This is a genomic window from Streptomyces doebereineriae, assembly GCF_031845645.1.
GTDB lineage: Bacteria > Actinomycetota > Actinomycetes > Streptomycetales > Streptomycetaceae > Streptomyces > Streptomyces canus.
The window spans coordinates 1,111,347-1,131,136 of record NZ_JAVREZ010000001.1; the positions used below are offsets into that span (position 1 = coordinate 1,111,347).

A 19,790-nucleotide genomic window follows, 5' to 3' on the forward strand; every position below is an offset into this window, starting at 1 on the left:
TCCACGAAGGACAGACCCGATGAACCGTTACGCGAACTCCGCCGAGGCGCCCGACTTCGACGCGCCCCAGATCGTGCGCCGCACCCGGCGCAGGCGGGCCGCCGGCATCGGCGCCGTCGCCGTCGTCCTCCTCGCGGCGGGCGGGGGAAGCGCTCTGGCCACCTTGGTCGCGGGTGGCTCGCACTCGGAGGCGAGCAGCACGGCCACCAAGAGCGATGCCACCACCCTGCTGTTCGACAACCACGGCGTGACCATCCCGATGGACTTCTCGCGCTTGGACCTGGTGCTCGCCAAGCAGGCGCTGCTGAAGACGCGGACGAAGCTCGGCACCGTCACCGAGAAGGCCGTCAAAGAATGCAAGCCAGGTCCGGTGGTAGGTGTGGACCCGCACACCCCGAAGATCGTCAAGTCCTGAGACAGCGTCTTTGGCGCGTGGCAGCAGGGCCTCTTGGCAGTTCGGGGTGCGATCCCATCGAGCACCAGGAGGCCCTGTCGTCGCAGTTGCACGGGGAGCGGTCGTACAGCCGGGCCGCCGACTACGGCCAGTCCAACCTGCGCGCGAATCGGCATCGAACTCGTGAAGGAGTCGCCCAGGAGCTGAATCAGACAGCCGGATCCCGTCTCCGGCTTCCACAGCTCCGCCTGGTGACGAGGACGTGCAGTGGAGTGGAGGTAGATGACCGCGGCGCCGAGTGACTTGGCTCTGGCTGGTGCCGCGAACTTGTGGGCGTCAGACAGGGTCCGACGCCAGGGCGCGGTTTGGACGGCGTGGGTGCTGTACAGGTACGGGCTGCAACAGCCCGTGCACGATCGAGAATGTGGCCGCCGGCGCGGCGATCACGTCCGCTCTTCCGGAGTGGTCGTCTCCGTGCCGCCTTGGTCCAGGCGGAACGGTGGGTACGTGTCCGTCATCAGGGTGGCGTAGGCGGTGACGCGCAGGACCCACCGGTTGAGGCCGATGATCAGGTCGAACAGGTCCTTCGGATACTTCTCGGTGAAGGCCAGGATCACGGCCGCGATGACCGTCAGCAGGGCGATCAGGCCACCGGACCACCAGCCGAGGTGGGCGCCGCCGAGGAAGAAGCCGATGACCATGTAGTGCGGGATGGCCAGGAGCCACCACTTCACCAGCACCAGGCCGCGAGAGAGCCGCTCCGGGTAGGCGATGTCCAGCCGTGCCGGGTAGTCCGGTTCCTCGCCCAGGCTGAACGGCGGATACCGGTCGGTGCCCAGGGCGTCGTACGAGTAGTACGAGACCCGCCAACTCCAGCGCAGCACTCCTAGGTTGAAGTCGAACAGGGCACGGGGATAGCGCTCGGTGAACAGGACGGCGAAGAACGCGATCACGGTCACCACGGTGAAAGCGATCCAGAGGAAGAACAGCACCACGTAGTGCGGAATGGCGAGAAGCCACTTCACGAGCCACAGCCATCGGGACAGTGGCGAGTCGATACGCGCGTTCACCTGGACCGGGTGGTCGTGGAATGCAACTGGCGTCGTCATGGTGATCAGCTCCCTCCTCCCGGCGTATGTGGCGCCGGGCGGGCTCATGACCAGCCTGGCTGCTTCCGCCCCAGCTCGCGAGGGCAGACGGGTCCGTTCCAGTGGCCTATCGTCTGGTCGCCGTGCACAAGCGGTAGCCGGGGCCGCCGTAGCCGAGCACGATGAAGCTGCCGTGATGCACGGTGCGGTGGGTCGCTCGGGCCCGAAGGGCCCCACCAGCCCAGGCGATGGGACCGGCCTGCCCCTGCGGACGGCGGCCGTCGGGGGCAGGCTGGAAAGACTAAGACGTCGTTGCGTTGGCGAGGGGAGGGCTGCAGGAGCGTCGCGTTCAGGAGGGGGGCTTCGGTAAGGGGCCAGGCTGTCCAGCTGGCTCGCTCCGCGCTGGGGGCCTCAGGTGGTAGTGAGCGGGAGGCTTGCGAGTATGTATTGCAATGATCGATCCAAAATGGCTAAGCTGGCATCATGGCCCGACCGCGGATGTTCGACGAGGAACGGGCCCTGGACGCGGCGATGCACACGTTCTGGGAGAAGGGCTACGAGGCCACTTCCACCCAGGACCTGTGCGAAGCCACCGGGCTGGGGCGCAGCAGCATCTACAACACGTTCAAGAGCAAGCACGACCTGTTCGAGCGTGCGCTGGCCCACTACATCGACACCATGACAACCGCCCAGCTGGCCGTCCTGGAGGACACGCGGCGCCGTGCCGCCGACCGCATCCGCGGCCTGTTCGCCATGGTCGTCGACGGCGAGACCGAGCACCGGGCCGGCGGCCGCAGCCTGGGCTGCCTGACCGTGAACACCACGGTCGAACTAGCCGCTCGCGACAGCCGGGCGGCGGAACTGCTGGAGCGCGACACGGCCCGCAGGCTCGCGGTGCTGCGCGCGGTGATCGAGGAGGGTCGCCGGGACGGCAGCATCACCTCCCAGCGGGACGCCGGAGCACTGGCCCGCTTCATCAACGCAGCGATCGGCGGCATGCGCATCTCCAGCCAAGGCGGCGCCGACCGCACCGCACTGGAGTCGATCGCCGAAGTCACCCTCGACGCACTGACCCACTGACCCAGGCGCCACCCGGGCGATGCCTACGCATGTCCACGTTTTGAACTGACCAATCCATAACCCTTCATCGCTACGTCACCTGGCCCCTACGCCGGTGGGCGTCGACCCCCCAAGGAGACTCAACGTGCCTCGTGCCGTATACGTCCTGGCACTCGGCATCTTTGCCATGGTGACCAGCGAGTTCGTGGTCGCCGGACTGATGCCGCAGATGGCCGACGGCCTGAATGCCACCATCCCGCAGATCGGATACCTCATCACCGCGTTCGCGGTGGCCATGGCGGCGGGTGGGCCGTTCCTCACCGTGGCGCTCATGAAACTCCCGCCACGGACGGCACTGATGGTGCTCTTCGTCATCTTCCTGGCGGGTAATGCGCTGGCTGCCACCGCGACCGGCTACTCCACGATGATGGCCGCGAGGATCGTCACCGGCATCGCCTCCCAGGCCTTCTTCGGTGTGGGCATCTCGATGTGCGCCCAGATCACCCGCCCCGAGATCCGCGGCCGGGCGATCGCGGTCGCGATGAACGGCCTGATGCTCGGCACCCTGCTCGGACTCCCCATCTCCACCCTGGTCGGCGAACGCTACGGCTGGCGCGCCGCGTTCTGGGCCATCGCCGCGATCACCGTGATCGCCGCCGTGGCCACCTGGTTCGGTGTGCCCCGCATCGAACGCGCCGAAGGCGGCGGCGCCTTCCGCCAGGAGATCGGCGTCTTCAGGAAGCCCAAGCTGTGGCTCGTGCTGTCCACCAGCACACTCATCATCGGCGCCACCTTCTCCGCCTTCAGCTACTTCAACCCCATCCTGACCGACCTCACCGGCTTCTCCACCGGCACCGTCCCCCTCCTGCTGATCGCCTACGGTGCCGCCACCGTCGTCGGCAACAACATCGTCGGCCGCTTCGCCGACCGCCACACCGTCCCTGTCCTTGCCATCGGCCTCGTCCTCAACACCGTGTTCCTGACCGGCTTCGCCCTGCTCGCCGACCTGCCCGCACCGGCCGTCATCTGCATGATGGGCATCGGCCTGGTCGGCGTCACCATGAACCCGGCCATGGCAACCCGCGTCCAGCGCACCGGAAACGCCGGCCCGCTGGTCAACACCGTCCACTCCTCCTTCATCACCCTCGGCATCATCCTCGGCTCCTCCATCGGCGCCGTCGGCATCGACACCTGGGGCCTGCGCGCCCCGCTCTGGCTCGGCTCAGTCATGGCCCTGGCCGGCCTGGCGACCGTCCTGCCCGACCTCGCCCGCCGCTCCACCCCCGCAACGGGCCTTGCCTCCCCTCGCACTGCCGAACAGACAGAACGGGTGTGAGCCATTGCGTCACTCGGCAAAGCAGCGGTAGCAGATCACGGCAACGGCCATGCTGGTGAAGGCAAGGAAGTGCGCGGCCTTGCGCTCGTCACGGCGGTGCAACCGACGGAAACCGCCCAGCCAGCTCACGGTGCGCTCAACAGTCCACCGGTGTCTCCCCAGCCGAGTCGAAGGCTCGACGCCCTTACGGGCGATACGGGGTGTAATACGCCGACTGCGAAGCCACATCCGCAGGTGGTCGTAGTCGTATCCCTTGTCGGCGCGGAGTTTGGAGGGGCAGCGCCGACGAGGGCCGCGGCGGGAACAGATCGATGAGATACCGCGGATCAAAGGCTCAAGCCCCAGGCTGTCGTGGGTGTTGGCAGCAGAAATGCCAACCGAGAAACCTGCGTGTGAAGACCGGTTCCCCGGCCGGTGCACCGAAACGTCCCGTCCCGGCCCCGGTCGACCGCTCGGCTCGAAGAACCACCGCCCAGCCACCCGGCACGAGGTGGGACGTGTCCTCGCACCGGCGAGGCATGCAGCCGTCCCGCACACCACAAGTAGGGGACCAAGCCCCGCCGAACTCAATAGGCGAGCACCAACCGCCCATACGCTGCCACGATGCATGCCATGGACGTCGAGAACCTCAGCGGGCTTCAAGTGGACCGCGCGGATCCATCGGACTGGGCCGCGTTAGCCAAGATCGATTCCGTCACGGCAGCAGGCGATCACACACGACGGGACAGCATCCGGCGGTGGTGCGAACAGGGTGTGGCCCTCATGGCCCGAGATTCATCCGGACCTTTGGGTTACAGCGTGCTGGAGTACACCTTCTTCGAGCAGGGCTTCGTCACCATGCTGATGGTCGCCCCCAGTGCCCGCCGACGAGGTGTGGGCGCACGTCTCCTCACGGCCGTCGAGTCCGTATGCACCACCACGAAGCTGTTCACCTCAACCAACGTCTCCAACCACCCCATGCAGCAACTACTACAACGCGCCGGCTGGCACCCGGTCGGTCTCCTCCACGGCCTCGACGAAGGAGATCCCGAACTCTTCTACCTCTGCCCGAGCACTCGGCTCCGCGACGCCACAGGCACCGGAGGTCAAACAACAAGCTGAGTCGAAAATGGATCCGTGGCAGAAGTGAAGCGATTTACCCGCTGGATCACATAGTGGCGCGCAGGTGGCTCACCGTGACGAAGTGATAGCCGCGGGCGGTCAATGCGCGCAGGATCTCCGGGACCGCGGCCACCGACGTGGGGTGGATGTCGTGCATGAGGACGACGTCGTTGCGCTTCACCTTGCCGATGACGCTCTGGGCGACCTTCGTGGCGTCGGGGTACTTCCAGTCCTCGGTGTCCAGGGTCCACAGCACGGGGGAGAGCGTGGTGGCGTGGCGGACGGTGCCGTTGACGGCGCCGTAGGGCGGGCGGAAGAGGGTCGGGGCCTTGCCGGTCGCGGCCTTGATCGCGGTGCTGGTGCGGTTCAGCTGGTAGGCGATCTGCTCGGAGGTGAGCTTGGTGAGGTCGGGGTGGCTCCAGGAGTGGTTGCCCACCTCGTTGCCGGCGCGGGCCTCGGCGCGGACCAGGTCGGGGTGGGCGGCGACGTTCTGGCCGACCGTGAAGAAGGTGGCCCGGGCGTTGTACCGCGCCAGGTAGGCCAGCAGGGTCGCGGTCTCCGGGGCGGCGGGTCCGTCGTCGAAGGTCAGGGCAACGCACATGACCTTCCCGCAGTCCGTGTCGTCGTCACCGGACGCAGTGTGGGTGGGCACGGCGGGGGTGGGTGTGGCGGCCGCCCCGAGGTCGAGTGAGTCGGACGGCCGTACGGTCTGCCGCTGGACGCGCTTGCCGAAGGCGGACAGCCAGGGGGTGACCGTCGCCCTGGAGAGGGTCACGACGTAGGACCCGGCGGGGGCGGCGCCGACCGTACCCCGGGCGAAGGTCACCCGCAGTCCGCCGTTGGCGGTGAAGGCCATGTCGTTGAGGAGCTCGCCGAGGTTCGACCGGTCGGCGAACGCCCCGTCCACCGTGTCCGCGTCCGTGCCGTCCCGGCCCTTGAGCTGCTTCTTCAGGTCGGCGACGAAGGCGTCCCGGGAGCCGTCGGCGACGAGTCCCAGGGCGGTGCGGTACGCGCCCGCCTGCCCGTCGTACCAGTAGGTGCGCGTGTCCAGCCCGCTCCCCGCCGCGGTGCCGTCCTGCGTGGTGAGCCGGACGCCGAGGACGTCCCCGGAGGCGACCAGGAACTGGTGGCTGATGTTGAGTTCGCCGACGTCACCGGCCTCGCCGTCGTCGCCGCACGTTGAGCGGAAGGTCGCCAGGCGCTGCTCCACGTACCTCTTCATCACGGCCGTCATCGCCTCGGCGCCGGGCACGTCCGGGTAGCTGGTGGCGAAAGGGCAGGAGTTGTCCTCGCTGCTGTCGTTGACGATCCGCAGGCCCTTGATCTTCGAAGGGTCCACCGCACGCACCGGCGCGGTGCCGGAGGACGACCCGGACCGCGCCTCGACGGTCGCCGTGTCCGACGTCCCGGAGGAACCGGACGAGCAGGCAGCCGTCAGCGAGAGCGAGCCGAGAAGGAGGAGGGAGGGGAACAGGAGGTGTGTACGCATGGGACCAGAACCTGGGCTAGGGGGCTTTTCGGAGTCCGATCGTCCAGGTCAGAGGCGTTTTTCAGCGACCGCCCGAGTCACTGTGAACAAAGAAATCCCGCTCAGCGGGTGGTGGGGCATAGCTGCTGGTACGGCGCGTCGGGGACGTACGTCCGCCACTGCGCCCTAGTGAGTCCTCCGCCGGCCCGCTCGCAGAGGATGCGGGCGATGTCGTCCCCGGCGACCGGGTGGCGTTGGAGCAGGACGTCCGGGCCGCCGGCGTGCAGGGTGGCGCCGTCCCGGGTGAAGGCGAGGGTGTGGATCTCGGCGCCGGGCGTGGGCAGGTCGCTGCCGAGGAGTCGTTGCCCGCCGGTGTCCCACAGGCGCAGGGTGCCGTTGTGGCCGCCCACGGCGAGGGTGCCGCCGTCGGGGGAGAAGGCGAGTGCGCCCACGGCCTCGGGCTCGCCGACGGAGGCGGTGTCGGAGGTGCCGGTCAGGATGCCCATACGGTGGCGCAGGTCGCCGTCCCACAGGGTGACGTGCCCTGTGGAGTCGCCGACGGCGAGCCGGGCGCCGTCGGGGCTGAAGGCCAGCGCGGTGACCTGCTGGCCGTCGGCCAGGTCCGCCGCGCTCACGCGACCGGACGGCAGCTCGGCGTACCGGTCGGCGGAACCGGCGAGCAGTCGGCCGTCGGGCCGCACGGCGAGCCTGTCCGCGTTGAGGGCGCTGAGGGTGTCCGTGCGGCGGTGGGCGGTGGTGTCCCAGACCTCGGTCGTGCCGTCGCCGCTGGTGGAGCGCGCGGCCAGCAGCGTCCGGCCGCCGGTGCCGAGGGCGAGGGCGGAGACGATGCGGTCCGCCGCACCGGAGGTCTCGAACGACGTACGGACCCGGTGAGCGGGGACGTCCCAGATGCTGAAGCGCTGCCGCAGGGAGCCGTGCGAGGACACGGTGTCGGCGACGGCGAGCGCCCGGCCGTCCGGACTGAAGGCCAGCGGCGGGACACCTTCGGCGCCGTCGCCCGGCAGGGCACCGAGCGTGGCGCGGGCCAGGACGGCGCTCGTGCGCGTGGAGCGCAGTTCGAAGCGGTAGCCGGAGCCGGACCGGGTGACCGTGGCCAGGACAGCACCGTCCGGGCTGAGCGCGGTCGCGTCGGCCGGAGTGCTCTGCCAGCGGGCGTCGAGGCGGTCGCTCAGGTCATCCGTGCGCACCGTGGCGCCGTCGAGATAGCGCAGCGTCCGGTTCCTGCCCGGGACCCAGGTCAGGCCCCTTACCTCGGCACCGGACAGCGGTGTGTGGAAGACCTGCCCGCCGCCCAGGTCCAGCGACCACGCAGCGATCTCCTCGTCGTCGGCCGTGGCGAGGAACCGCCCGTCCGGGGAGAGAACGGCCTGGGTGAAACCGGTGGTGCCGGCACTCTGGAAATCGGCGACCTCCCGTCCGCCGGAGACGTCCCAGACCGTGGCCGTGTTTCCGGAGATCACGGCCAGACGCCGGCCGTCCCCGCTCAGGCGCAGCAGACGGGAACCGCCGTCCGCCCCCGAGCCCGTGCCGCACACCGTGCCGCCCGCCTTCTCCCAGGAACCCGGCAGCCTCTTGCCGCGGACGGTGTCCCACACCTGGGGTGCGCCGTCGGCGGGACACAGGGCGAGGAGACGGCCGCCCGGGCCGACCGCCGCGGCGGTCAGGGCGCGTGACGTGTCCGTGGTGAACAGAACCTTGCCGTCGCCGGCCCGGTGCACTTCGACCGGACCGGGACCGTCCGTCGGTCCGGTGGAGTAGGTGCTGCCGTCGGGTGCCGCCCAGTAGGCAGCGTCGCCCAGTTCGGCGACGAGTCTGCGGGCGGCGACGTTCCACAGTTCGGTGCTGTCCTGGCCGGTGAGAACGAGGGAGCGGGCATCGGGGCCGGCGTCCGAGGCCTCCATGCCGTCGGGCAGGCGGTAGCGGGCGGTGACACGGCGGTCGGCCACGTCGCGGACGGTCACTTCGGAGCCCGTGACGGTGATGAGGGTGCGGCCTTGACCGGTGAGGAAACGCCGGGTGTTCTCGCCTGTTCCAGGGTCGGCGAAGGCGTCCCGCTCCGGCCGGGCCAGGGCGTCGAGCAGGGCTGAGCGGGACTCGGTCAGCGGGGCGAGCCGCCAGGCCGCGACGGAGAGCAGCGCGGCTGTACGGGGGTCCGCGGAGCGCAGGCTCTCGGCCACCGTGGCCAGGCGGCCGGCGGCCGCCTTGGCCGCCTCCTCGTCACTCGCCCGGTCACGCTGCCAGGCCAGCAGGCCCCCGGCCAGCGCGAGCACGAGGAACACGGAGAGCCCCACGGTGAGCAGACGGGTACGCCGGGCGGCCCGGGCACCGGCCCTCCGCTCGGCATCGCGCGCGGCGCGGGAGGCGTCGAGGAAGGCCCGCTCGAGCTCGGCGAGGTCGTCCCGGGGCCGCCCGGTGAACAACTCCTCGGCCCGGGCCAGCCGCGCCCCCCGGTACAGCGCGCCCGCGTCACGGTCCAGCTGCTGCCAGGCACGGGCCGACTCCCCGAGGAGCCGCTGCGCCCGCAGCTCCTCGCGGCCTTCGTCGAGCCAGGCGGCCAGTCGGGGCCAGCCCGTGATCAGCACCTCGTGGGCCAGCTCGACGGTGTCGCCGTCCAGGGTGACCAGCCGGGCTGCGACGAGGCGTTCCAGCACGTCCTGCGCGTCGGGCCCCAGTTCCTCCCGCGACGCCGGGCGGCGCGCGTCGGCGGCGCCGTCCCCGGGGGCGATCAACCGCAGCAGAATACGGCGGGCGATACGGGCCTGCTCCGGCGAGAGCTCGCCGTGGACCTGCTCGGCGGTCGCTGCGATCGCGCCCCGCACGCCGCCCGCCTCCTCGTACGCGGCCAGAGTGAGGGTGCGGCCGCGGCGGCGGCGCCAGGTTTCCAGCAGGGCGTGCGAAAGCATCGGCAGGGCGCCGGGCTGGTCGGTGACCTCGTCGATGACGCGGGCGGTCAGCGTGCGCTCCACGTTCAGGCCCTCGGCGGTCGCGGGCCGTGTGATCACGTCCCGCAGCTCGTCCGGGCTCATGGGCCCGACCAGCAGGTTCGCGCGGCTGACCGCCTCGGCCAGCTCCTGGTGGGCGCCGCAGTGGCCGTAGAAGTCGCCGCGCACGGCGATCGCCACGCGCAGTCGGCTCTCGGCGACGCGAGCGCGCAGCAGGAGGTCGAGGAAGCGGGCGCGTTCCTCTCGGTCGTGGCAAAGGGTGAACACTTCCTCGAACTGGTCGACGAGCACCCAGGTGGCCAGGTCGCTGTCCTTCGGGAGGAGGGCCTCCTCGTGCGTGCGCGCGGGCTGCTCACCAGGCGTGAGCACGCGGACCACCGCCGGGCGGTCGGCACCCTGCGCCTGCCGCAGCGCAGGAATCAACCCGGCCCGCAGCAGCGACGACTTGCCGCTGCCGGAGGGACCGAATACGGCCGCGAGCCGATGCTCGCGCACCAGGGCAAACAACTCCTCGACCTGCCTGTCCCGGCCGAAGAACAGGTCGCTGTCACCCGGCTCGAACCGGGCCAGCCCGCGGTACGGGGCCCGCTCCTCGACCGAGGACGCCCGCGCCTCCGCGTCAGCCTCCCGCCAACGCCGCTCCCACTCGTCGGGGTCGGCATCCAGCACCTGGACGTACGCCCGCGTCAACGCCAGCGAGGGCAACTGTTCGCCTGCTGCCGCCTGGGACAGGGCGGTCGTCGAGTAGCCCGCGCGCTCCGCCATCTCGCGGTACGGCGGCTTCCCCGCCTTCTCCCGCAGCAGGCGCAACTCGTGCGCCAGCCGCTGCACCGGCCCTGCGTCCGGGTCAAGCGGCTTCTCGCGTCGTCCCACCCGGCCGTACCTTTCGCCCTGCAAACACACCAGTGATCGGCGCCCAACCTACGGTTGGCCGCCGATTCGGGGCAATTCCGGCCCAGTCTGCGGACGCGGGACCGACACGGCAGTGCTACCGACCGGTATGGCCGGAGGCACGGCGTGGGGCTGTCCACGGGCGAAGTACCAGCCGGTGGGACATGGGTCCTGCCGTCCGCCGCCCCCGAAGAGAAGCAGATGGTCAAGTTCCGGGTCGTAGGGCTGTGGCCTGGAGTGCCGCCTGGTCATGCGGTGACTCCGTCCTCATCCGCCGGGAAGCTGCCTTCCGCCGCCGCCCGGGGTGTGGGCACGGGAGCAGGGGTGGAGGGCGTGCGGCAGGTGTAGGCAGCGGCATCGAAGCGATGCAGCGAGCGGGTGAGCCGGGCGGTGGACCAGGGCCAGCAGAAGGTGTTCCGACCGCTGGAGTGGAAGTAGTAGCTGGAGCAGCCGCCCGCGTTGTACACGGTGGTCCGCAGTGCTTCCTGTACCGCGGTGTTGTAGGCGGCCTGGACGGCTGGTCTGACGTCCATGGAGGCGTGGCCTTCGCGGCGCAGGTGCCTGAGTGCGGCAGCTAGGTAGGCGAGCTGGGCTTCGAGGACGCTGATGGCGGAGGTGGAGCCGGAAAGGAGGTTGGGGCCCAGGAGGAGAAAGAGGTTGGGGAACCCGGTGACGCTGGTGCCGAGGTATGCCTGAGGACCATCCCCGGCCCAGGTTTCGTGCAGCGTCCGGCCGTCCGTGCCGTGCAGGCTGCGGGCCAGCGGCAACTCGCCGACGCGGAAGCCGGTGGCGGTGATCACCACGTCGGCCTCGATCGCGGTGCCGTCGGCACCGACGAGGTGCCGGCCGCGTACGGAGGACACAGCGGTGGAGTGGAGATGGACGTGGGGCTGGACCAGCGCCGGGTAGAACGTGCTCGACGTCAGCAGACGCTTGCAGCCCAGGCGATAGTCGGGCGTCAGCGCCCGGCGCAGCTCCGGGTCACGGACCGCGAGACGCAAATGAGCCTGAGCCGCGGCCTGGACAGGGCCTGCCAGCCGTGGGTGGCGGAGAGCCAAGCCGAGGCCCTCTTGCAGGCCGTACTGGCCGGCCCTCAGAGTGCGCCGGACGCCGGGAATGCGGTCCAAACCCCAGTTGATGGCCTCGGGAACCCGCAGGTCGGGCTTGGGCAGCAGCCACTGTGGGGTGCGCTGGAAGAGGTGTACGGCCGCCGCCCGGTCCTCGATGGCCGGGACGAGCTGGACAGCGGAGGCGCCACTGCCGACGACGGCCACACGTCGGGCCGTGAGATCTACGGAGTGGTCCCATTCAGCGGTGTGGAACACCGGCCCGGGGAACTCGTCCAGGCCCGGCACGTCGAGCCGCCGTGGTTCATGCCACGGTCCGGTGGCCAGGACCAGAACCCTGGCGCGGTACTCGCCGTCGGTGGTCTGCACGAGCCAGCGTCCCGTGTTCTGGTCCCACCGGGCCTTGACGACACGGACGCCGCACCGCAGCACCTCACCGACGCCGTAACGGTCCGCGGTCGTGCGCAGGTAGTCATGGATCTCCCGCTGCCCGGCGAAGATCCTGCTCCACCGCGCGTCGGGGGTGAAGTAGTAGGAGTACAGCGAGGACGGGACATCGCAGGCGCACCCCGGGTAGGTGTTCTCCCGCCAGGTTCCCCCGAGCTGCGACGCCTTCTCCAGCACCACAAGGTCACGCCAGCCCTCCTGGCGCAGCCGGATCGCGGCACCGATGCCGGAGAACCCGGCGCCGACCACCACCGCCTGCACATCCCCGCCCCCGCGCGGCCGGGCTTCACGTGCGGGCTCAGGCAGAAGCGACACAGTTCCCCCATGGTGTCGACACCCGCGAGGCCCTCCCCGGGGCCCGGCGGCAGACCCAGTGTGGGGGAAACCGGAAGGACGCCGTCAGGGCGTGAAGCCGGCGCACGAGCGGAGTGGTGAGCGACCCGGAGGGCGTGCGGAAAGGAAACGCTCCGGCCCAGGACACGCTCAAAATGCCAGTCCCAGGTAGCCGCCCAACGCACAGAATTCGTCCGCGATTTCGAGACCGGCGTCTTCTGTCCCGAGACGATCCACGGCCGCGACTGTCTCTTCCCCATGACCAGACCAACGATCCAGCGGGCCGACAGTCACATGATCAACAGCTTTTGTTAGAGCCAGTAAAGGCCGGGGTATCCACGAAGGACAAACCCGATGACCGGGGGCTGCTTCTCAACTATCCCGAGACGATGGCCCTGCTGACCGTTCACGTCTTCGAGGGGGCGCGCGACGGTAACGACGATGTTCGCAGTTGAGGTTGGGACGTGTTGGCCTGGCGGGTTGTGGGGTGGGGGATCAGCGGCGGGCCGCCCGATCGGAGGCCAGGAACGCGACGGCATCGATGGTCTGGTTCAGGTGCTCCCGCTTGCCGTGGTAGCGCTTGAGGACTCTCCAGGTTTTGATCTCGGCGATGGCGTGCTCGACGCAGATACGTTCGGACGACTGATGTCGGCGCGCACGCTGGTAGACGGTGATTTCGTCCGCAGAGGCGGCTTGGCCAGGCTTGGGCGGCGGGACCACGATCCGCTTCGGGCCGAGCTTGGCCAGGCCCTGGTAGCCGGAGCCCAGGGACAGTTCGACTTGGGGTAACTGGCCGAGCAGGTCCTCAATGCCTTCGGTCTAGAGCGCGGTCTGGTCGTGCATCCTGCCTGGCCGGTGGGCGCCGACCCACAGCGGACGGCCCTCGCTGTCGGAAGCGACGGTGCACTCGTGGGTGTTCTGCCGCCGCTTGCCTGAGACGAACCGGCGCTTTCCGGGCCGGCGGGCGGCGGGTCGGCGGACCTGGATTTCGGTGCCGTCCAACCGCAGGCGCACGCCCTCGGCCTGGGCATAGGAGGGTGACCAGGACCCGGTCTACGAAGATCAGCCCGTGCCGGCGGCCCGCACCTGCGGCCCGAAGGCGTTCACCGTGGCGTCGCTCGTGCAATCGGCTCTCGCGTTGAGCTGCCCAAGGCCCGGCCAACTCCTCGATCAAGTTGCCGAGATGTGCACGCGACAGGCCCGTGAAGGCAGAATGAGACAGGGCCCCACGGGCCCATTGAGACGACACATCCAATGAACCCGGCGGCCCTGTTCACGTTACGGCCCGACGCATCGCTGATCGCACGCAACCGACGACGAGCTGGACAGCGCCACCTTTCTTTCCGGGTAGGGTGCCCGGTCCTTTAGGGCCGGGGTGAATGCCCGTTTCCGCGTAGCGGGGCAGGGGAAGCCGAATCGCCTCCCGGGCGACTCGGCGTTTCGGGAGACACGGTGTTGAGGCCGACCTCAAGCAGGTGCAGCAGCTCAGAGTTGAGGGACCGTCGGTCGGCAGTGGCCTGAGCGGTCAGCCGCTCATGGAGGTCCTCAGGGATGCGCAACGTAAACTTGATCACGCCGTCATTGTGCCGCTACCGTGGCGGCATGTCACGTTTCCGGATGTACCCGACGCCCGCGCAGGCGGAGCAGATGCTGCTGCACTGCGCGCACGCCCGGTACGTCTGGAACCTCGCTGTCGAGCAGCACGCGCACTGGAAGCCGGGCCGGAAGTCCGCGCCCGGTTTCGCGGAGCAATGCCGCCAGCTCACCGAAGCCCGGCGGGAAAACGAGTGGCTGGCCGCCGGGAACGCGGACGTACAACAGCAGGCCCTCAACGACTTCGCCAAGGCCAAGAACTCTCGCTTCACTTCCGGCTTCGGTGAGCCGACCTGGCGCAAGAAGTACAAGCACGAGGGCTTCCGCGTCATCGGCACCGACCGTGTACCCGAGTACGAACCAGACGGCAGAGCGAAGCTGAACCACAAGACCGGCAAGCAGGTCCTGGGCCGCTCGGTGGTCGTGCGTCAGCTCAACCGGCGCTGGGCGCAGGTCAAGGTGCCCGGCTGCGGCTGGGTCCGCTTCCGCCTCAGCGCCAGGGGCAAGGGCGCGCAGCTACCCGCCGCGAAGACGTTCCGGGTCACCTGCCGCAACGGTCAGTGGCACGCGGCATTCGCGGTCATCCCCGAGTCGACTCCCGCGCCCGGCACCGGCGAGGTCATCGGAATCGACCGGGGCGTGACCATCACGGCGGCGCTGTCGGACGGGCGGAAGCTGAACTGCCCCCAGCTCACGGTCAAGGAGCGGGCGCAGATCCGCAAGCACGAGCGGCGGGCAGCGCGAGCCCCGAAGGGCAGTGAACAGAAGACCTTCGAGTATGCGAAGGTCGCCAAGCTGAAGGCCCGTGAGGCGAACCGGCGCAAGGACTGGTGCGAGAAGACCAGCACCATGTTCGCCTGCAGATTCGACCTGATCCGGTTCGAGAAGCTGAACATCAAGAGCATGACCCGCTCCGCGAAGGGAACCCTCGAGCAACCTGGCGCCAACGTTCGGCAGAAGGCCGGGCTGAACCGGGGCATCCTCGCCCAGGGCTGGGGCCTGCTGCGCCGGCGGACCGAGCATAAGGCCCCCGGCCGGGTCGAGGACGTTCCCGCGCCCTATACGAGTCTGCGGTGCAGCGCCTGTGGATGGATCGAGAAGAAGTCGCGCAAGAGCCAAGCCGACTTCGTCTGCGTATCCTGCGGGTTCACCTGCAACGCCGACGAGAACGCAAGCATCAACGTCGCGGCAGGACAGGGCGGGATCCCTCGCCCCCGGCGCTCAGCCGGTGCCGGAGGGGTGACAACGGCCACCGGCCGTTCGAGCGCCCGTGAACCTCAACCCACATGGGTTGGAATCCCCCTCTTTTAGGAGGGGGAGGATGTCAATGTGACAGTCCTGAAGATCAGGTCGAGTCGGGGCGCCCCTCAGTCCTCGGGGTCGCGCAGGCCGACGCAGTCAAAGGCCCAAAAGATTTCTGAGTAGACGAAGGTGCCCGTCATCCACGGCTCGTGAGCGGACAACCGGGCAACCTGGAACGCGGCTTCAGGGATACGCAGCGACGGCGAACGGAAGCCCACCGCGCTGGCACCCTCGAAGCCGCGCGTGCCGTAGTAGCGCGGCGAACCCTCCAGGAATACCAACGGCACACCCTGGCTGTCGGCCGCATGGAGGGCGTGGGCGATGAGCTGCGTACCGATGCCCTGACGCTGGAACTCCGGGACCACACCCAGCGGTGACAGGGACAGGACGTCCACGATCCGGCGCGGGGCATCCAACCGCGTCGCGCTCAGCAGGACATGCCCGACGACCCGGTCATCAACGACAGCGACAAAGGACATCGGCGCCAATGCAGCCTCCGCAACGCGAAGTGCCTCCACGAGCCCGGGAACCCGCTCGCTGTCACCGAAGGCGCGCGTATGAACCTCGCGCACATCTCGGTGATCGTCAGCGGTCTCTTGCCGGATCACCAGCCCGGCACCACCGGGTGCGATCCGGGAGCCTTCAGGCGCATCGTGTGACGTCATGGCCGCGAGGGTAGATCGCGGGGCGGCTGATGCGCGAGGCAATTGAGCCCCAGGTCGTTACCTCCACGCGAAACACAGCGCCTCACGGCGCAATTCGAAGCAGAGCCAGGCCCCGACCAGCGCCACAGCGTCGCGTCGCGGGCGTGGGCCATGAGCACGACGCGACCGCCGCCCACGCAGCGTCATGTTCCATGAAGCGATGGGCATCTGACCATCCGTCACTTTCCCCAGATCTTCCGGTACGCCTCCCGGTAGCCCGACGGGTCCCAGGTGGTGGTGCCTTCGCTGTTGTCGGCCGTGGCGATGTGCACCGGCGCCACGTATCCGCTGTGGGGGTGGCCGGAGAAGGCGCGGTTGAACTCGTCGACGATCTGCCAGCCTTGGAGGGACAGCGGCTCGGGCACGGTGGCGGCCTGGTACTGCCTGCTGTTCACGCGCTGGAAGGCGGATGGGTCGCCGTCGCCGGCCCCGATGTTGAAGGGCGGGCCGGAGCCCTTCTCGCCGGCGGCGCGGAAGGCGGGGGCGGCGTCGGCGAAGTACAGGTCGTTGATGGCCACGGAGTGGGTCCAGCGCTTCTGGAAGCGGGACAGCAGGGAGGAGATCGCCTGGGGGGTGCGGCTGCTGGCGTCGGGGATCGGGATGTTCTCCACCGAGAGCAGCTGGACCCCCTGACAGCTGTCCAGGTCCTTGCGGATCAGGTCGGACTTGTTTCGCGCGAAGGGGATCGAGGCGTCGGTGATGAGCACGACCCCGGCGCGGCCGTCGGAGTCGGAGATGATCCACTGCGCACTGATCCGGGCCACGTCCTGGACGCGGGTGGTGACGTTGGTGAAGAGGTCGGGCTGCCGGCTGGGGCCGGGCTCGGGGACCGCGTGCCACCCGACGAGTGGGATGCCCTGTGCGTTGGCCCGGGCGGTCTGCTGGGCCGTCGAGTCGGGGTCGAATCCGCCGATGACGATGCCCGAGGGCCGCAGGGCCACGGCTTCGCTCATGGCCGACTGGATGCCCGCCGGGGTGCCGCCGCCGTCGATCACCCGGACGTTCCAGCCGATGGCCCGCGCGGCGTCCCGCACCCCGTTGGCGGCGCCCGCGACGCCGGGATTGGTCATGGTCTGGGCGACGTAGACGATCGTCCTGCCGGACACCGCCTCGGGGCCGCTGGTGGGCCCTCCCCAAGGCATGTCGTTCTGCTGCGCCCGCGTGACGGCTTCCCGGGCCCGGGTGTGGACGGCGGGGCAGCCGTTCGGGCCCGTCGCGGTCTCCTCCGCGCTGTCGGAGGAGGACCCGCGTTCGCAGCCGACGAGGGCGGCGGCCGTGGCCAGCAGGGCGCAGGAGGCGAGCCGCGCGGTGCGGGCTGCGGGGGCGGCCTTGCGGGTGCGGTGCACGGGAGCTCCAGTGAGGGGATCGACGCGGCGGGCGTGCCGCGGGGTCAGGGCGGTGACGTCGCGCTCTCCGGCGCCGGGGAGGACGGGGGCGGCGCGGCGGGTGTGTCGCGGGCCGCGCCGCCGCGCAGCCGTCGGCGGGCCGCGTAGCCGGCCAGGCCCACGGCGATGAGCAGGGTGCCGCCGTTGAACAGCGGGACCGTCCAGAACTCGGCGCCCAGCTGGCCGATGCCGGTGAGTCCGACGGCGAGGACGGCGACGGCGACGACGGTGCCGAGGGCGTTGGGCCGGCCGGGCTTGATCGCCGTGGAGCCGAGGAGGGCGCCGACGAAGGCGGGCAGCAGGTAGTCCAGGCCCACGCTCGGGTTGCCGATCTGCTGCTGGGCGGCGAGCAGCACGCCGGCGAAGCCGACGATCAGGCCCGTGGCGGCGAATGCGTAGACGGTGTACCTGCGGGTCGGAATGCCCACGAGGTCGGCCGCGCGCGGGTTCGACCCGACGACGTACAGGTACCGGCCGAGCGGCAGCCGCTCCAGCACCAGCCAGAGGACGGCGGCGAGGGCGAGGACGTAGAAGGCGGGGACGGGGAGGCCGAGGAACGAGGAGTCGTAGAGGTCGGTGAACGCGGGCGGCAGGCCCTGTGGGCCGGCAACGATCCGGCCGCCGTCGGTGATCCAGCCCGTCACGGCGTACATCATGCTGCCGGTGCCGAGGGTGGCGATGAAGGAGTCGATCCGGCCGAACTCGACGACGACGCCGTTGAGGACGCCCACGGCCAGTCCTCCGGCCAGCACGGTGAGACAGGCCGGCGGCCAGGGCCAGCCCTCCTCGACGACGAGCCACAGCACCATCACATGGGCCAGGCCGAGGCCGTAGCCGATGGAGAGGTCGAACGCGCCGGTGACGATGGGCATCATGGCGGCGAGCGCGAGGATCGCCGGGATCGACTGGTTGGACAGGATCGAGTCGACGGTGTCCTGCGTGGGGAAGGTGTCCGGCAGGGCGAGGGAGAAGGCCAGGTAGAGCAGGGCGGTGAGGGCGAGCAGGCCGTAGGCGCCGACGAGGTGGCCGCCGGTGCGGTGCCGGGGCCGGGTCGGCGGCGTCATGAGTGCCGGGCCGTGGACGGGGGCAGGGCCGAGGCCGCCCGGGTGAGCTCGGCGACGGTCAGGGCGGGGCCGCTCAGCTCCGCCGTCACGGTCCCGCGCACGAAGACCAGCGTGCGCCGGCAAAGGCTCGCCACCTCGTCGAAGTCGGTGGACAGCAGCAGGACCGCGAGGCCCGCCTCCAGTGCCTCCTGGAGCAGACGGTGGATCGCGGCCTTGGCGCCGACGTCGACGCTCGCGGTCGGCTCCTCCAGGATCAGCAGCCGCAGGTCCGACCGCAGCCAGCGGCCGATCATGACTTTCTGCTGGTTGCCGCCCGACAGGGTGGCGATGGGGGTCTCGGTGTCCCGGGGGCGCACGGCGAACCGTTCGATCAGGGCTGCGGCCCGGGCCCGTTCGCTGCGGGGGCCGATCCAGCGCGGTGCGGGCGGGCGTCCGGCGCCGGGATTGGCCAGGAGGTTCTCCCGTACGGTCAGCTCGGCGAGGCAGCCCTCGCGCAGCCGGTCGCCCGGTACGAGGCCGACCCCGAGGGCGACGGCCTGCGCGACTGTGCGGGGGCGGTACGGCCGCCCGCGCAGCACGGCCCGCCCGTCCAGGAGGGGGCGGGCGCCGGCGAGGGCGCGGCCGAGGTCCATGTGCCCGGCTCCGGAGAGGCCGACCAGTCCGAGGATCTCCCCGGCCCTCAGTTCGAGGCTGACGGGCCCGGTCCCGGCGGTGCGCACGCCGTCGAGGGTCAAGGCGGGGGCGGCGTCGGCCGGGACTCCGGCGGTTCGGCGGGGGGCCGGCTCGGCCACCTCGCCGACGATGTCGTGGACCAGCCGGTCCGGGCTGTGGCCGGCCAGCGGGCCGTGGCTGACGAGACGGCCGTCGCGCAGGACGGCGAATGCGTCGGCGACCCGGTAGACCTCGTCCAGGCGGTGGCTGACGTACAGGATGGCGTGCCCTCGGTCGCGGAGGTCGTGCAGGACGCGGAAGAGCCGGGCGCTGTTCGCGGCGGGCAGGCGGGCGGTCGGCTCGTCGAGGACGATGATCCGTGCTTGTGTCGCCAGTGCCCGGGCGATGGCGACCAGCGAGCGGTCGGCCGGCGCGAGTGCGGAGACCGGGACGCCGGGATCGAGCCGGGCGGAGACGATCCGCAGGGCGTCGGCGCAGCGCGCGCGGGTGCGCCGCCAGGAGATCAGCCCGGACCGTCGCGCGTACCCGGTGGTCAGGGCGAGGTTCTCGGCGACCGTCATCCACTCCACGAGTCCGAGGTCCTGGTGGATGAAGGACAGGCTCCGGGTGGCGGTCGGGCTGCCGAGGGGTTCCCCGGCGACGGTGATCTGTCCCGCGTCGGCGTTGTGGACTCCGGCGAGGATCTTGATGAGGGTTGATTTCCCGGCGCCGTTGGGCCCGAGCAGGGCGAGGACACTGCCGGGGTGGACGTTCAGATCGACCCCGGCCAGCGCGAGGGTGCCGCCGAACCGTTTGCTGAGTCCGCGGATACGGACCAGGGGTTCGGGCCCGAAGGGCGAAGCCGCCTTCGCCGACATGTCGGGAGCGTCGCACACCCGATCAAACTACAGCATTTCAGGCATCATTCGGATCGACGCGACGCC

The 19,790-nt window shown here is 70.2% G+C and carries 15 protein-coding genes and 2 pseudogenes; 6 read left to right on the forward strand and 11 right to left on the reverse strand.

All coding sequences use genetic code 11. The features are described 5' to 3' along the window. The first annotated feature begins 19 nt into the window (after positions 1 to 19). Positions 20 to 415, forward strand: a complete 396-nt coding sequence (locus tag RNB18_RS05305) for a hypothetical protein (protein WP_311712951.1) — start codon at positions 20 to 22, stop codon at positions 413 to 415. Between the two features lie 422 nt (positions 416 to 837). On the opposite strand, the gene RNB18_RS05310 is transcribed toward RNB18_RS05305, so the two are convergent. Continuing rightward, positions 838 to 1,503, reverse strand: coding sequence for a DUF4389 domain-containing protein (locus RNB18_RS05310; protein ID WP_311712952.1), 666 nt, complete (start codon positions 1,501 to 1,503; stop codon positions 838 to 840). 462 nt (positions 1,504 to 1,965) lie between these two features. Between RNB18_RS05310 and RNB18_RS05315 the strand changes: the two genes are divergently transcribed. Both RNB18_RS05315 and RNB18_RS05320 read left to right on the forward strand, forming a co-directional pair. Next, complete coding sequence (locus RNB18_RS05315) at positions 1,966 to 2,562, forward strand: TetR/AcrR family transcriptional regulator (protein WP_311712953.1); 597 nt, start codon at positions 1,966 to 1,968, stop codon at positions 2,560 to 2,562. Positions 2,563 to 2,686: 124 nt separating this feature from the next. Continuing rightward, on the forward strand, positions 2,687 to 3,877 hold the full coding sequence (locus tag RNB18_RS05320) for an MFS transporter (RefSeq protein WP_311712954.1): 1,191 nt from the start codon (positions 2,687 to 2,689) through the stop codon (positions 3,875 to 3,877). A gap of 9 nt (positions 3,878 to 3,886) precedes the next feature. Here the strand turns inward: RNB18_RS05320 and RNB18_RS05325 are convergent. Next, positions 3,887 to 4,258, reverse strand: a pseudogene (locus RNB18_RS05325) (transposase); the annotation flags it as partial. Between the two features lie 231 nt (positions 4,259 to 4,489). Between RNB18_RS05325 and RNB18_RS05335 the strand changes: the two are divergent. Beyond that, complete coding sequence (locus RNB18_RS05335; protein ID WP_311712955.1) at positions 4,490 to 4,978, forward strand: GNAT family N-acetyltransferase; 489 nt, start codon at positions 4,490 to 4,492, stop codon at positions 4,976 to 4,978. A 46-nt stretch (positions 4,979 to 5,024) separates the two neighbouring features. Here RNB18_RS05335 and RNB18_RS05340 read toward each other — a convergent pair whose 3' ends face one another. From RNB18_RS05340 to RNB18_RS05350, 3 genes are all read right to left on the reverse strand, one after another. Then, positions 5,025 to 6,467: a polysaccharide deacetylase family protein gene (locus RNB18_RS05340; protein ID WP_311712956.1), complete on the reverse strand. Its 1,443-nt coding sequence runs from the start codon at positions 6,465 to 6,467 to the stop codon at positions 5,025 to 5,027. A 101-nt stretch (positions 6,468 to 6,568) separates the two neighbouring features. Continuing rightward, positions 6,569 to 10,282: an nSTAND1 domain-containing NTPase gene (locus tag RNB18_RS05345; protein WP_311712957.1), complete on the reverse strand. Its 3,714-nt coding sequence runs from the start codon at positions 10,280 to 10,282 to the stop codon at positions 6,569 to 6,571. A 266-nt stretch (positions 10,283 to 10,548) separates the two neighbouring features. Beyond that, entirely contained in the window at positions 10,549 to 12,129 is a 1,581-nt protein-coding gene (locus RNB18_RS05350; RefSeq protein WP_311712958.1) for a flavin-containing monooxygenase, read from the reverse strand. 173 nt (positions 12,130 to 12,302) lie between these two features. On the opposite strand from RNB18_RS05350, the gene RNB18_RS05355 reads away from it, so the two are divergent. Then, positions 12,303 to 12,602 carry an urease subunit gamma gene (locus tag RNB18_RS05355; protein WP_311713030.1) on the forward strand — a complete coding sequence of 100 codons (300 nt, stop codon included), beginning with the start codon at positions 12,303 to 12,305 and terminating at the stop codon, positions 12,600 to 12,602. A gap of 40 nt (positions 12,603 to 12,642) precedes the next feature. On the opposite strand, the pseudogene RNB18_RS05360 reads toward RNB18_RS05355, so the two are convergent. Then, positions 12,643 to 13,161 (reverse strand): annotated as a pseudogene (locus tag RNB18_RS05360) (transposase family protein). Between the two features lie 350 nt (positions 13,162 to 13,511). Continuing rightward, positions 13,512 to 13,721, reverse strand: coding sequence for an Arc family DNA-binding protein (locus RNB18_RS05365; protein ID WP_311712959.1), 210 nt, complete (start codon positions 13,719 to 13,721; stop codon positions 13,512 to 13,514). 28 nt (positions 13,722 to 13,749) lie between these two features. On the opposite strand from RNB18_RS05365, the gene RNB18_RS05370 reads away from it, so the two are divergent. Continuing rightward, positions 13,750 to 15,051 carry an RNA-guided endonuclease InsQ/TnpB family protein gene (locus RNB18_RS05370; RefSeq protein WP_311712960.1) on the forward strand — a complete coding sequence of 434 codons (1,302 nt, stop codon included), beginning with the start codon at positions 13,750 to 13,752 and terminating at the stop codon, positions 15,049 to 15,051. Positions 15,052 to 15,107: 56 nt separating this feature from the next. Here the strand turns inward: RNB18_RS05370 and RNB18_RS05375 are convergent, their stop codons facing one another. The 4 genes from RNB18_RS05375 to RNB18_RS05390 all read right to left on the reverse strand — a co-directional run bounded on the left by RNB18_RS05375 (position 15,108) and on the right by RNB18_RS05390 (position 19,724). After that, on the reverse strand, positions 15,108 to 15,650 hold the full coding sequence (locus RNB18_RS05375) for a GNAT family N-acetyltransferase (RefSeq protein WP_311713031.1): 543 nt from the start codon (positions 15,648 to 15,650) through the stop codon (positions 15,108 to 15,110). 275 nt (positions 15,651 to 15,925) lie between these two features. After that, entirely contained in the window at positions 15,926 to 17,092 is a 1,167-nt protein-coding gene (locus RNB18_RS05380) for a substrate-binding domain-containing protein (protein WP_311712961.1), read from the reverse strand. A 44-nt stretch (positions 17,093 to 17,136) separates the two neighbouring features. Further along, positions 17,137 to 18,195, reverse strand: a complete 1,059-nt coding sequence (locus RNB18_RS05385; protein ID WP_311712962.1) for an ABC transporter permease — start codon at positions 18,193 to 18,195, stop codon at positions 17,137 to 17,139. Continuing rightward, positions 18,192 to 19,724 (reverse strand): sugar ABC transporter ATP-binding protein, encoded by a 1,533-nt coding sequence (locus RNB18_RS05390; RefSeq protein ID WP_311712963.1) that lies wholly within the window; start codon positions 19,722 to 19,724, stop codon positions 18,192 to 18,194. Before RNB18_RS05390 ends, RNB18_RS05385 begins: the two co-directional genes overlap by 4 nt. Positions 19,725 to 19,790: the final 66 nt, after the last annotated feature.

Coding starts and splice junctions, on each gene's coding strand:
- RNB18_RS05355 (WP_311713030.1), top strand. CDS start 12,303: ATGCCAGTCCCAGGTAGCCGCCCAACGCACAGAATTCGTCCGCGATTT.
- RNB18_RS05340 (WP_311712956.1), bottom strand. CDS start 6,467: ATGCGTACACACCTCCTGTTCCCCTCCCTCCTCCTTCTCGGCTCGCTC.
- RNB18_RS05305 (WP_311712951.1), top strand. CDS start 20: ATGAACCGTTACGCGAACTCCGCCGAGGCGCCCGACTTCGACGCGCCC.
- RNB18_RS05335 (WP_311712955.1), top strand. CDS start 4,490: ATGGACGTCGAGAACCTCAGCGGGCTTCAAGTGGACCGCGCGGATCCA.
- RNB18_RS05310 (WP_311712952.1), bottom strand. CDS start 1,503: ATGACGACGCCAGTTGCATTCCACGACCACCCGGTCCAGGTGAACGCG.
- RNB18_RS05370 (WP_311712960.1), top strand. CDS start 13,750: ATGTCACGTTTCCGGATGTACCCGACGCCCGCGCAGGCGGAGCAGATG.
- RNB18_RS05390 (WP_311712963.1), bottom strand. CDS start 19,724: ATGTCGGCGAAGGCGGCTTCGCCCTTCGGGCCCGAACCCCTGGTCCGT.
- RNB18_RS05385 (WP_311712962.1), bottom strand. CDS start 18,195: ATGACGCCGCCGACCCGGCCCCGGCACCGCACCGGCGGCCACCTCGTC.
- RNB18_RS05315 (WP_311712953.1), top strand. CDS start 1,966: ATGGCCCGACCGCGGATGTTCGACGAGGAACGGGCCCTGGACGCGGCG.